Genomic DNA, 11,911 nt, shown 5'->3' on the forward strand with positions numbered 1-11,911 from the left:
ATCAGTTACCAAAAAACATAATTTTTGTAACTCATTCAATCTTATTTAAGGTGCTTGATATCAATAATATTCAGTCTTACCAAAAATAATTGCCAAAATGATTCCCATAAACCTTTTCAAAAGTGTACGGTGCACTTTTCCTTAATGATGGTTTAATTAAAGTTCCCCCATATAACAAAGAAAAAGCATCCATTATGGATGCTTAACCGTCATTACAAATTTCCCATTTGCCACATGCTTTACAACGATAAATCTGTATTTGCTCTTGGGTAAAATCGTCATCATTACCCATTATTTTCAACCAATCATCTTCATTTTCATCTTGTATGGATATATACCATATATCATTCGGATTCACTTCACTTGCAAATGCATCATATGTTTTTTGTATTGCATGTCCGCAGTAATCACATGCATTAATAGCTTCTATAGAATCCTTCCTTGCTTGGTGTCCCTTTAATTCTATGAACTGTACTAACTTGTTAAAAAGTTCGTCCTGCGCTTCTGCATAATCTTTAAAATTAAGTAGATCCTCATTAAGTCTTAATTCTATCAAAATAGACAACCTCCCTTTCTCCTTAATTATACAAAAAAACAACTCATACTTTGCGGTTTATGTCAGCAACCCTGTCACTCCCCCTTGTTGTTTGGTTTATTGTTTTTATTAATCAGTCTGGTACATGAAATTTTACAATTTATTTATTCCTGTGTTTTTCTTTTAAAATTATTATAGCATTCTATACGAATCTTATGGTAACATATAGATAGAAAATTTGTTTCCATTGTTTATACTCTATTGTACGTAGCGTGAAGGACAAACCTTACGCCCAGTTAACTCGGGCGAGGTTTGTCCTTTTTTTTATTAAAGGAGGAATTTACTATGAAAAAAATCTACAAAATCGGAGCAGTTCTTACAACTTTATGCGTTGCTTGTATCGCGATCTTTACTTTAACTACAAATGAATCAGTCAACACAGAAACTATAGCACCAGAAAAAACAATTGTATCTGCTGCAGACGCAAAAGTATCACCTGAGAATATAAAAGATATTTCAAAAGATGAATTAAAGCAGAAAATACAATCCCACGAAGAATTCATTGCGTATTACTATCAACCAACCTGTCATTATTGTAAAAAGGCTGCGCCAGATATCGATAGTATGTCAAAAAAGCATGATAGAACAATCTATCGTATTGATATCTCTACACCAGAAAATCAAAGTGCCTTTCAAGAGTACGACATTCCTGGTACTCCAGTTGTTGTAGCTTATAACAGAGGTGAGGAAGTTGAACGTTTAGAAGGAGCTGTTTCAGCTGCTACATATGATGGTTTCTTTGCAAGACGTAATTCGAGCGCTAGCTAGTATAGTGCTCGTTTTCTTTGTAAGAAAGGAGAATTAACATGCAACAAAACGCCCGTATTTATTCTTTAGACATAATAAGAGGTATCGCCATACTATGTATCCTTTTTGCAAATCTACCCACTATGACAGGACTAGATCCTTTTAATCAGGTAGGTTACTCCGATACAGATAAAGTGATTCGTTTTTTAGTAGATTTGTTTTTACAAGCAAAGTTCTACACTATTTTTGCATTCTTATTTGGCGTAGGATTTTATATCTTTATGAAAAATACAGAAGCAAAAGGATACCCCATGTATAAGTTGTTTATTCGCAGACTGTGTATTTTATTAGCCTTCGGTTTACTTCACTTCACCTTTCTATGGTATGGAGATATTCTACATGCGTATGCTTTAGCTGGATTTATTCTATTATTCTTTTATAAGCAATCTACTAAGCTTATTTTTGTAGCTGGTTGTAGTTTTCTACTAGTTAGTTATGTATTACATATTATTGTATTTTTACGAACAAGTTCTTCTATTCCAGAAGTGCCAAACTACTATCAATATATGTTTACAGGCAACACTACCAATCACACAGTAAATCTATTTACACATTATTCACATCAAGTAAAAGCACGTCTTTTCTTCCTAATGACCCAGGAATTTCAGCAACTCCTAATAGGAATCCCGGAATATATAGGCTTATTTTTAATAGGGTTATGGGCTGGTAAGAAAAATATTTTTAAAAGGGTACCGGAATTAATAAAGAAAATTAGATTTTTACAGTGGAGTTCGTTATGTATGTCATGTCTTCTCTCTTGTCCTATTATCTACTACTTTATAAAAACAGATGTCTATTACTCTCAGGATGTACAACTATGGATTCTATTTGGAGGGAAAATGCTAGCTATATTCTATATTTGTACTCTACTGAGAGTTTGTGAGAATAAAAAATATATAGAATGTCTGCACCCCTTTATGAACGTTGGCCAGTATGCTTTAACGAATTACATCACTCAAAGCATACTTACGCTTGTCATTCTTTCGTGGTGCTTTAAAGATGTCTCACACGTATATTACTGGCAGCTATGTATCTTCGGGCTTTTAATTATATTTGTACAAATACTATTCAGCAAGATTTGGAGTAAATATTTCCGTTATGGTCCTATTGAGTGGGTATGGAGAAAAGGAGTTTACAAGAAATAGGGGCACTATATCTGGTCTTTGTGTAGCAATGGAACCAAATCACGCAATAAGTATTAGCGGACATAAAATAACTATTTTTACTGAGTTAATGTCCGCTAATGATACTTATAGGACATTAAGTATCAAATTTATCTAGTTGTGCTCAAATGACATCGACTTTTTAAGTTAACCTAAATGCACACAAAAACCCTTATTATAACTCAGGTTAACTCAGTTAACTTAATGGAGTCGCTATACCATATGATGTCCGCTAATGCTTGTTGCGTTATCCTGTTCCATTGCTACACATACCCCATATCATTCTGATCCTATTAAAAAATAAAAAAAGTGCAAAATCTATCAACAGATTTCGCACCAAAAACAGATAAAAAATACAATCACTAGAAACATAGGAGAGTGTTTCACCACTTATTATAAACTATATATTTACATTTTTGTGTTGTAATTTAATAATATGTAAAGATTCATCATTTTGTTTTTGAATTTTCTTTTTATTTAAGTTATACTAAACTACAAAGAAACAAATCTCCTTTAGGCCGTCAAACATTACGCTAACAAAACACACACCAAAAAACCAATTCCCGTGTAATGGAATTGGTTTTTTGGTGTGTAATTCAGTCAATACAGCAACTTGAACCCACATTTTCAAATGTAGTCTTATTAATTTTACCATAATTTTTAAATTCATAAACAAAAAAATAAATCACTAGTCAGTTGCGCGAATCCGCTTCTTTTTTATCAAGAAATCTGGAGTATAACAACAATTAAGTTCATACTAGCATGAACAACAAATGATACTAGTAACCTATTGGTACGCATATATACTACAGCTAGTATAACTCCAATTAAAAAATATCCAAATATAAATGGAAAATCAAAATGCATGATAGAAAAGAACAATGCGCTTATTAGTATGCTCCAAGTTTGCTTAAACATAGACATTAAAATGTTTATGGCCGCATAACGAAAAACAAACTCTTCTACTAAAGGTGCAAGAAGAACAATTGAAACAAGTGCCACAGGTGATATTGCTGCTGCAGCGACTGTACTAGACGTATTTGCTGATTGCGTAGTTAGCTGAAATACACTCTTATCTAATACACTACCAACCATCTGCGCAAGAAATACGAATATGATCCCAACTAAAATCCATATGAATGAATTTCTTGATAATTTAATCGATAACTTTAGATCATTTATTAATTCCTTACTATATATAAGAAAGATGATTATCAGCATGAGTGAAAACCCTATTAGTTCCCAATGCACAAGAAGTTGTTGAATTGCTTGCTGTTGATTTCCGTGAATATCATACCAACCTGTCTTCGCTAGCAATTGTACACCTATTATCCCTACAAATTGTGTCATAACAAAATAAATCAAAATGACGAAACCCGATTTATATCTAATACCATTACTCATATTCTTGCTTTCATCCTCCACTTTCATTATGTTTTCGATACTGCTGATTACAGCATCCAGAGGTAAAAAAATACTTTTATAAGTTTTTTTGTAACCTTCTTTTTGAAATTTCATACTCTATACTGGGCGGGATTATCATACACACATGAAACCTACTTTATTCGGTCAACTCTCTACACACTCCGAGAAAGAGCGTTGTTCAAAAGCGCTCTTTTTTACTTGCCCCCAAAATATCCGTCCATAAGGTAAGAATATTTCTTTCATTATGATTTTTACATCCGCTATGCTAACAGCATTTCTAATATTTATTTCTCAATATCTGGAACCTAGAATTAAATTACTTTCATGATACTATATAAATAGTCATTGTTTTCCTCTTATGCACTTGTTATAAAAGGACCTGTCGTCCATTTCAGGTCCTTTTAATTTTTATTAGCCTTTCAAAATCAAAATATCGCAGTTTCATATTCATTTCTAATGGAATTTTAAAATAACAATAAACTTCTGACAGATAAAGTAATCTATAGTCAAAAAGGAGTAACACTTGAAAATTATTAAATATATCGCTCTCATAATTGGTTGGATTATATTAGTGGCATTTGGGTATGCAATATTCTTTTTATAATCATTTTTCGGCTTCCTCTGCATTACAATAACACTCTTCTTCCACCTCATTCCTCCTTTTTGATTAAACTGTTACTACTTCTTTGCGATAATCAGCTACTATATTTCCATTCTTATCGTAATAAACTGTTTCATAATGCGGATGACAATTGTATGAAGCCCACGGATCACTATAATAAGAGACCTGTAAATTTAAACCCGATGTACTTCCAACAATAATTCCCACTTGACCACATACTTCAACTTTCATGCCTTGATAAGCAAAATTGATACCTCTTAACTCACACATACGTTCAAATTGCTCTTTGTCACCAAACATACACGTAATATCAGCAGTTTTTACTTTTCTACACCTCACATATTTCACAAATGTTTTAAAATCCGTTTCCCAAATCCCATCTTGTAAGTACTTATAAAATTGATACTTTGCTTTACCTGGCGTTTTTGCTAATTCTGTATGTTTAAATTCCTCGTCACCATCTAACCACAATTTGTAACTATTCATTCACGAATCCTCCTGTTGTATCCAAATAATACTTTCGTTAAAAATCTAGTTTTCTTATTTTATTTAGTATTGAGACTCTTTCGTATTTCGTCATATTCTCCACTATCTTTTAATTCTTGTAATGATGTATCGTTTTCATCAATGATTGCATGGCCACAACAACAATCCCAATGAATGACCGTTTCAGAACCGCAAACCAGGCATTCAGGAAGTATATATTCAGGAATTTGATAGTCTTCCTTATCTTTGTACGTTAGATATGCTCCTTCAAATAGATATTTAACATCCCTATCCGTCATAGATCCTAATGATCGACCGATGACATCAAAACCCATTTTTCGGATAAGAAACTCTACCCTTTCCTTCCTGTTTCTTGGCTTTTTTATTTTCTTTTCACTGTTATTACCTTCAAATATCGCAATTTTCTTCTTACTTGTTATTCTCTTATAGTGGTTTGTTTTTACACGTTCAATTAGTTCACCATTACACTTTTCAAATAGATAACAAGATCTTGTAAACGTCTTACATTTTAAGATCTCACCGTTTCTGATATCTTCGTAATAAAGACCTTCTTTCATAAGCTCACCCCCGTTTTATGCTTTTGCCTCTTTTAACTCCATCTTCAATTTCTCTTGAAATCTCACAAATGTTTCATTTGAAAATCGAACAGCTGCACCTGGATATTTGTACTGAAAATAACCGTCGTCAAATTGTATTTTTGTTTGGTCGTACCAATATTGAAATGCTATTTCATTTGAATACTCTTCCAAATCTACCTGTAATTCCTCAATAAGCTTCCATTCTGTCCTTGCATCATCTTCTGTAAAGCGTCCTTCTCTACGATCATATAGCAAATTCTTTTTGATATATGTAATGGTTCCTTCAATATCAACTACATCTTCTTTTGCGATTTTGCAAAGTATCTGATCCGGTCTACGGCTAATTAAACATTTTTCTATACTTTCATTTCTTCCTAAAGAAAACCAATGGGCAAAGTTACCGAAGTCTGTAACAGCTGTAAATACTCCGGATTGATCGAATAGAAATACCCCCCAGCCTTCTCCATCTACTGACGGAACTGTATAACGATATACTGCTGTTTGTGTCATTCTCATTTTTCTCCTTTTTTGAATGTAAATAAAGACTTTGTTCATTTATTTTATTCGCCAATTTTTATAGGATAAAGCTCCTTTATAATACGCAAAATCGACTCTGGGTAAAAGAATCCCCAGTTCTCTTCCGTCTTGATGAATACCAAACCAAACGCCTTCATTGTTCCATGTATCCCGTCCTAATCGAATTTCTTTAAAGCTGCTTACATACGGGTACAAAAATCCCTCTAAATAGGATTTATACGTATCTTGAAACATTGGGAAATAGACAGATACATCGGACATAGGGTCTTTAAATTTTTTCTTATAAAATTCGTAAAACTTCTCTCCCTCTATATCTAAAAAGAATTGAAATTCGATTCTTTTTTTCCCATCTGGTGGAAATATCACATATATATCTTTAAACACTATCTTCCCCCACTCTTTTTAATGCTATATATTGATTTAACAATTTTATTTCCGCAGATATGTACCAAACCTCATGCAACCTTCAAATGCTTTAATCCCATTTCAAGCGCACCAGTTCCACCAAATCCCGGATTAAATAATAGTGGGACATCATACTTCTTTGCATACTCTTTTGCTACATCAATAGATACATGGCCACATGCACCTTTTTGAATGACAATAACATCGCATTTTTTTATCACACTACGAAACGTTTTCTTTACGCCTCCGTGATTTTTCCCATCATGGAAAATAACCTGGCAGTCTCTTTTTTTTGCCAACTTCTCTAACGTTCTTCCATTTGATCCACCTAAAACTAGAATTGTACTCATTCCCATTCACTCTCCTTATCTTTCTTCTTTATGTATGTACTTGGTGATGTTAATAACACAAGTGTACAAGCTACAATATTCATTAAAACGAAACAAACTATTATTAAAATAATGAAAATCGGGGACAACAAGATAAAAATAAAGCCACTTACTACCAAACAGATGAAAATGAAGCCATTGCTCATATCTTCGTAACCATCTAGCCCTTGTACAATATTCAAACTATGCATCCATGCTGTGATGCTATCCCAATTTTCTATTAACAGATAGCCACCACCCAACAAAAAAGCCCATCCAAGCAACGTTCCTAATAATCCAGAATTTCGTCCTATATAATATCCCGAAACAAAATTCGCAGCTGTTCCAATTAACATTCTCATTTGTATTCCTCCATATCCATCTCATTTTAGCGTTATATACAAATTTCCTTTAACCATGGTTTTATTATATCAGAAAATTATGAATATTAAATAAATAATTTTAGGTACTCTTTATTTTTTATAAAAGGGTTGTGTTTTTTCTTCCACAACCCTCATTTTCTTCTTAATCCACAGGTACTTCTTCTTGTCCATGTGGAATTTGTGCAATTGGTGTTACAATTTGTGCATATTTGTTTACCTGCACTTTAAATTGTCGTGGTTCCAAAAAGTTTACCTGTTGAATTAAAACTTCAATATGAAACGTATCAACTTTTTTCCCACGTTCAATTTTTGTAATTCGCGCATTGTAAAACTGATCCCCATTTAGGAAATATCGTTGAACAGCTTCTGTAGCAAGCATACGCTCATTACTGGTCATTTTCATCGGTTCAATACCAAATCCAGCCTTTGTAAACAAGTACGGTACATCATAACTACTATTAGAAATTTTTCGTAGTAAATCCTCTACAGTTTTTGTCTTTGCGATATATTCCTCTTCTTTTGTATCAAATCCCTTTGGCTTATCTCCAAGCATCTCGATTTCATCTTGATTTACTTGCTCTTCCTCTTGCACTTGTGATTTCATTATATAACGATGGATAGTATTATAAGTAGCAACACCTGCCACTAGTACGACAATCCCTAAAATGACCAAGTACTTACGAGGTATATTGGATAAAATGCTGATTATTTTCTTCATCTACTCTCATCCCTTATCAGTCTATTACATTACGGATTTGCGACATATGTTGTCCTCTTGCCGTATAGTTTAGACCTGTAATTTGTACACCCTTATTATCACCAATATGAATCATTTTCTGATTCCCTAAATAAATAGATACATGGTTCGGATTTTCATAGAAAATTAAATCTCCTGGTTGTGCACGTCCGATATCTGGCACCTGTTTTCCTTGTCCAATTTGAGCACCTGTCCAATCTCCAAGCTGGACACCTATACTAGTTTTAAACACATATTGTGTGAATCCAGAACAATCTGCACTACCTGCAGCTGGATTTCTAGCACCGGATACATAGCTTACTTTCCCTTGCCCAAGCCATTTTTTCGCTTCTTCCAGTACCTTTTGTCGTTTAGCATTTGTCATTGTAGGAGAGCCACCAGATGATAACCCTGGATCATCATTTTTCTTAAAGAATTTCATTGGATCTGTTGGTTGGTCATTAATACGAATTTGGAAATCTAAATGGACAGCGTATCCATTCATATTAAGGAAACCTGAATCTCTATCAAAGTTAGAACCGCCCATTTCCCCAATAATCTGTCCTTTTGTCACCATAGTTCCTGGTGCAACTGATATTTTACTCAAATGTAAGTAACGAGATACAATACCATTTCCATGGTCTACATAGACACCTAGACCGCCACCGTTTACATTTCCTGTTTGGTTTGTTACAATACCCGCTTCCATCGACCATACGGGGTCCCCAGCTTTTCCGGCAGTCATGGCCCCAATATCTACAGCATTATGTTGTTTTCCACCACGAACTGCATCAAACGTATCTGTAATACGAACTGATTTCGTTGGCCATTTCCAACCTTTATCAGAAATCCATTCTCCAGATACATCCGCCACACATCCCAAATCTTTGTAATATTTCAAAACTTTGGAAACGTACGTGTAGAGTAAACATCCAGCGCCTTATTACATTCCTGTGATAGGTTTCCAAATGTTCCTCCCCGAACCGGACTTACATCTCTCAATGTATCCGGCTCTCCATCTGTCTTCTGCATTTTATATCTCGCCCTTGTGTCTTTTCATATGACACTCTTTACAAAGTGCGATAGTCTTTCGATTTCTCGCTATCATTTGTTGTTCAATATATGATTTATTTGACTTTGCTCGTAGATTCTTTAATCTCCTAATGTGGTGCATATGTATCACAACATTGCTAGCTCCGCATAGTTCACATGTTTCCGCCTTGATTCTATCTGACAATTTAGTCGTACTCATTACATGCCGAGTATTTGGTAAAATATCTGTTCCTTCTAGCGATAAATTTCTTGTCATTGGAAACTTTCTTTCAATGAAATGAACTTTATTCATTCCCTTCTTTGTCTCATACTGTACAGTAAATTGTCCGTACTTTTCGTATTTCTTTCGAATTTGTTTCGTACGTGTTCTGTATTTTGACGCAAAAGTTTTTAACATTGAGTAATACATGAAATATGCAAAGCGGTGCATGTGATTGCTCACATTTTCAGCTAGTCGATAGTAATTATATAACCCTCGAATTTCGCTATTATATTGCGTGATAATCTCTAGATCTTCATTGTGTTGGAAATATCCTCTTGGCTGAGGTTTCCAAGTGCCATCGGCACACATTTTAATGGCCTGATACTTTTGAAGTTTCTTTATCCATGCCTCATGTGGCATTTTTAATTGAATTTTACCGTTAAGAACCCTAGAAGCTCTCCCAAGACTGTTAATGCGTGTTGCTTCACTTTTAAACACTTTAATTTCAAATCCTAGAAATTTAGCGTGTTTCTTGAAGGCATTTGTTATCAGAGTCTTTTCCATAGATAATTCTAGTTTTAGCTCTTCTTTCAAAAATGAAGCTATCTCATTTTTAATAAGAATTGCATCCTCTTTAGAACCTATTACTCCAATAAGAAAGTCATCCGCATATCTTACATATTTGAGCCTTCTATAATTTTCATCCATTGGATTATTATAAGGTGTTTGTAACAACTTCCTTTTCAGGACCTTTTGTTGTTCTTTTAGTTCCTTAATTCGTGTTACTTCTCCATTTAGATAGGCAGTATCGATTTTCTCTTGAATCTTCCGCACTTTATACTGTAAATTACTATACTCTTTATTTATTTGTCGCTTTTTCCCTGATTCAAATCTATCTTGATACTTTTTCATATAAGCATCTAATTCGTTTAGATAAATATTAGAAAGTATTGGACTAATGATTCCACCTTGAGGTGCTCCACTATAGGTATTATGAAATTTCCATTCTTCTAAATATCCAGCCCGTAAGAATTTCCAAATCAACTCTATAAACGCCTCATCTTTTATTCTTCTTTTAAGAATTGTAACTAGAGTATGATGTTCAATATTGTCGAAAAATCCTTTAATATCTCCTTCGATAAACCATTTACTACCTGTAAATGTGCGCTTTATCTCTAATAACGCACTATGGCATCCCTTTCCTTTTCGGTATCCATGTGATGAACTAGAAAAGCTTGAATCGTATATCGCTTCTAGTATCATACGTATAACTTCTTGGACTAATTTATCATAAAAGCTAGGAATTCCTAATGGTCTTTTCTTGCCATTTTTCTTTTCAATATAGGTTCTTCTAGATGGATATGGTTGATAGCTTTTACTTTTTAAAACACTTATCAAGCCTTCCACTTCCTTCATAGAAAAACCATCAATAGACCTTTGGTCTACTCCTATTGTTAATGCGCCATCATTTTTACTTAGATTATCGTATGCTAATAAAAAGAAATCTGGGTTATATAAATTACGATAAAGTCTTGTATATTGATATTCCTTATTAAGACTCTTCGTTCGCAGATTGCTTAGTACTATTTTTGGACATTGCATAGTGCCTTTCGCACCTCCCCAATTTGGTAATAAGCTGACAGACTGCCTTCCTTCGCCTTGTACTAGGCTTTCCCTAGCTCTGACTACTACGAAGGCTCCGTTGTCATATTAGATATTCATGAGCCATACTTCTTGATTTCTGTATCTTGAAGTTATCCTCAATAGCCCAATGGGCGTTCCAACTTAGACAATCCCCATTTAGTAAACAAAGAACTTGCACGTATAGTTTCGGATGCGACGTTCACACGTTCCTTCCATATAGAAGTGGGCAACAGATAACCCTACTCATATAGGATGACTACTACTACCCTTATGATATCTGTTGAGTCTCGTCTGTAAGCATCTTCCGAGTCCAGTTACGGTGGCCTCCCTTGTGCTATCGTTCAAGCAGTTTAGCCTTCATCCTTATCTATACTTTATATCTTGCCATTCAGTCTTGACTCGATGCTTAGTCAACTTACGGCTTTCTTGGCATGCTGTTGTCCCCCTTCAGTTTCCCTCCAAGGTTAGCCAAGTGATACTAGGTCTTTTAGGGTTGACCTAACAGCTTGCAATCACTGTGTTTCTTTGCTCCCTTATGGGCGCACATAATCCCCATAGCACGCATTAACCTTTGTCCTGAAATTATTCGGATCGGAGCAACCTGCTGGGTTTAAATGATTCTTACTTCTTGAGAACTCAATGGCTGTTTCTTCTGAATATCCACCCTTTGCTAAAGCATAGCTAATGAATCCTGATCCAAAATTATACGATTGTAAGGCTAGGGCTATATCTCCATTCGCCTTTGCTAACACATCTTTAAATTCTTGTACGCCTGCTTCAATAGAAATGTTGGGATCTTTAATACATCCTACACGTGCGTTCCCCTTGACACCTACACAAGATGGGCTCATGTCTCCATAATGCCCCTGTTAGTGATAGGTAAGGA

At 34.5% G+C, this 11,911-nt stretch carries 13 protein-coding genes and 2 pseudogenes; 2 read left to right on the forward strand and 13 right to left on the reverse strand.

Annotation, left to right across the window (positions count from 1 at the left end):
- Positions 1–202: 202 nt before the first annotated feature.
- Entirely contained in the window at positions 203–556 is a 354-nt protein-coding gene (locus QCI79_RS29505; protein WP_021727951.1) for a hypothetical protein, read from the reverse strand.
- Positions 557–880: 324 nt separating this feature from the next.
- Here QCI79_RS29505 and QCI79_RS29510 point away from each other — a divergent pair, with 324 nt between their 5' ends.
- Together QCI79_RS29510 and QCI79_RS29515 are read left to right on the forward strand one after the other, a co-directional pair.
- Positions 881–1,363, forward strand: a complete 483-nt coding sequence (locus tag QCI79_RS29510) for a thioredoxin family protein (RefSeq protein ID WP_021727952.1) — start codon at positions 881–883, stop codon at positions 1,361–1,363.
- Positions 1,364–1,401: 38 nt separating this feature from the next.
- A complete protein-coding gene (locus QCI79_RS29515; RefSeq protein ID WP_087997927.1) occupies positions 1,402–2,547 on the forward strand; it encodes a DUF418 domain-containing protein in 1,146 nt (381 codons plus the stop codon).
- Positions 2,548–3,285: 738 nt separating this feature from the next.
- Here QCI79_RS29515 and QCI79_RS29520 read toward each other — a convergent pair.
- From QCI79_RS29520 to QCI79_RS29575, 12 genes and pseudogenes are all read right to left on the reverse strand, one after another.
- Positions 3,286–3,969, reverse strand: a complete 684-nt coding sequence (locus QCI79_RS29520) for a CPBP family intramembrane glutamic endopeptidase (protein WP_021728166.1) — start codon at positions 3,967–3,969, stop codon at positions 3,286–3,288.
- A 688-nt stretch (positions 3,970–4,657) separates the two neighbouring features.
- Complete coding sequence (locus QCI79_RS29525) at positions 4,658–5,098, reverse strand: hypothetical protein (RefSeq protein WP_021728164.1); 441 nt, start codon at positions 5,096–5,098, stop codon at positions 4,658–4,660.
- A 59-nt stretch (positions 5,099–5,157) separates the two neighbouring features.
- Positions 5,158–5,676, reverse strand: coding sequence for a hypothetical protein (locus QCI79_RS29530; RefSeq protein WP_021728163.1), 519 nt, complete (start codon positions 5,674–5,676; stop codon positions 5,158–5,160).
- 15 nt (positions 5,677–5,691) lie between these two features.
- On the reverse strand, positions 5,692–6,207 hold the full coding sequence (locus QCI79_RS29535) for a phiTE_072 family protein (protein ID WP_021728162.1): 516 nt from the start codon (positions 6,205–6,207) through the stop codon (positions 5,692–5,694).
- A 45-nt stretch (positions 6,208–6,252) separates the two neighbouring features.
- Positions 6,253–6,618 carry a hypothetical protein gene (locus QCI79_RS29540; RefSeq protein WP_021728161.1) on the reverse strand — a complete coding sequence of 122 codons (366 nt, stop codon included), beginning with the start codon at positions 6,616–6,618 and terminating at the stop codon, positions 6,253–6,255.
- A gap of 71 nt (positions 6,619–6,689) precedes the next feature.
- Positions 6,690–6,995 carry a DUF2325 domain-containing protein gene (locus QCI79_RS29545; protein ID WP_050062572.1) on the reverse strand — a complete coding sequence of 102 codons (306 nt, stop codon included), beginning with the start codon at positions 6,993–6,995 and terminating at the stop codon, positions 6,690–6,692.
- Entirely contained in the window at positions 6,986–7,369 is a 384-nt protein-coding gene (locus tag QCI79_RS29550; RefSeq protein ID WP_001242514.1) for a hypothetical protein, read from the reverse strand. Before QCI79_RS29550 ends, QCI79_RS29545 begins: the two co-directional genes overlap by 10 nt.
- 163 nt (positions 7,370–7,532) lie before the next feature.
- Complete coding sequence (locus tag QCI79_RS29555; RefSeq protein ID WP_021728159.1) at positions 7,533–8,108, reverse strand: hypothetical protein; 576 nt, start codon at positions 8,106–8,108, stop codon at positions 7,533–7,535.
- A 16-nt stretch (positions 8,109–8,124) separates the two neighbouring features.
- Positions 8,125–9,048: pseudogene (locus tag QCI79_RS29560) on the reverse strand (NlpC/P60 family protein); the annotation flags it as partial.
- Complete coding sequence (locus tag QCI79_RS29565) at positions 9,024–9,158, reverse strand: hypothetical protein (protein WP_023901800.1); 135 nt, start codon at positions 9,156–9,158, stop codon at positions 9,024–9,026. The gene QCI79_RS29565 and the pseudogene QCI79_RS29560, both read right to left, overlap by 25 nt.
- A 1-nt stretch (position 9,159) precedes the next feature.
- The gene (locus QCI79_RS29570) at positions 9,160–10,983 is read right to left on the reverse strand and encodes a reverse transcriptase/maturase family protein (RefSeq protein WP_021728157.1); all 1,824 of its coding nucleotides are present in this window, start codon (positions 10,981–10,983) and stop codon (positions 9,160–9,162) included.
- A gap of 587 nt (positions 10,984–11,570) precedes the next feature.
- Positions 11,571–11,894: pseudogene (locus QCI79_RS29575) on the reverse strand (lysozyme family protein); the annotation flags it as partial.
- Between the last annotated feature and the right edge of the window lie 17 nt (positions 11,895–11,911).

It is taken from the genome of Bacillus cereus group sp. MG1 (assembly GCF_040460035.1).
In the GTDB taxonomy this organism is placed as follows: Bacteria; Bacillota; Bacilli; order Bacillales; family Bacillaceae_G; genus Bacillus_A; species Bacillus_A cereus.

Excerpts from the sequence above, each read along its gene's own strand:
- QCI79_RS29510 (WP_021727952.1), top strand. The coding sequence starts at position 881 with ATGAAAAAAATCTACAAAATCGGAGCAGTTCTTACAACTTTATGCGTT.
- QCI79_RS29515 (WP_087997927.1), top strand. The coding sequence starts at position 1,402 with ATGCAACAAAACGCCCGTATTTATTCTTTAGACATAATAAGAGGTATC.
- QCI79_RS29520 (WP_021728166.1), bottom strand. The coding sequence starts at position 3,969 with ATGAGTAATGGTATTAGATATAAATCGGGTTTCGTCATTTTGATTTAT.
- QCI79_RS29525 (WP_021728164.1), bottom strand. The coding sequence starts at position 5,098 with ATGAATAGTTACAAATTGTGGTTAGATGGTGACGAGGAATTTAAACAT.
- QCI79_RS29530 (WP_021728163.1), bottom strand. The coding sequence starts at position 5,676 with ATGAAAGAAGGTCTTTATTACGAAGATATCAGAAACGGTGAGATCTTA.
- QCI79_RS29535 (WP_021728162.1), bottom strand. The coding sequence starts at position 6,207 with ATGACACAAACAGCAGTATATCGTTATACAGTTCCGTCAGTAGATGGA.
- QCI79_RS29545 (WP_050062572.1), bottom strand. The coding sequence starts at position 6,995 with ATGGGAATGAGTACAATTCTAGTTTTAGGTGGATCAAATGGAAGAACG.
- QCI79_RS29550 (WP_001242514.1), bottom strand. The coding sequence starts at position 7,369 with ATGAGAATGTTAATTGGAACAGCTGCGAATTTTGTTTCGGGATATTAT.
- QCI79_RS29555 (WP_021728159.1), bottom strand. The coding sequence starts at position 8,108 with ATGAAGAAAATAATCAGCATTTTATCCAATATACCTCGTAAGTACTTG.
- QCI79_RS29565 (WP_023901800.1), bottom strand. The coding sequence starts at position 9,158 with ATGCAGAAGACAGATGGAGAGCCGGATACATTGAGAGATGTAAGTCCG.
- QCI79_RS29570 (WP_021728157.1), bottom strand. The coding sequence starts at position 10,983 with ATGCAATGTCCAAAAATAGTACTAAGCAATCTGCGAACGAAGAGTCTT.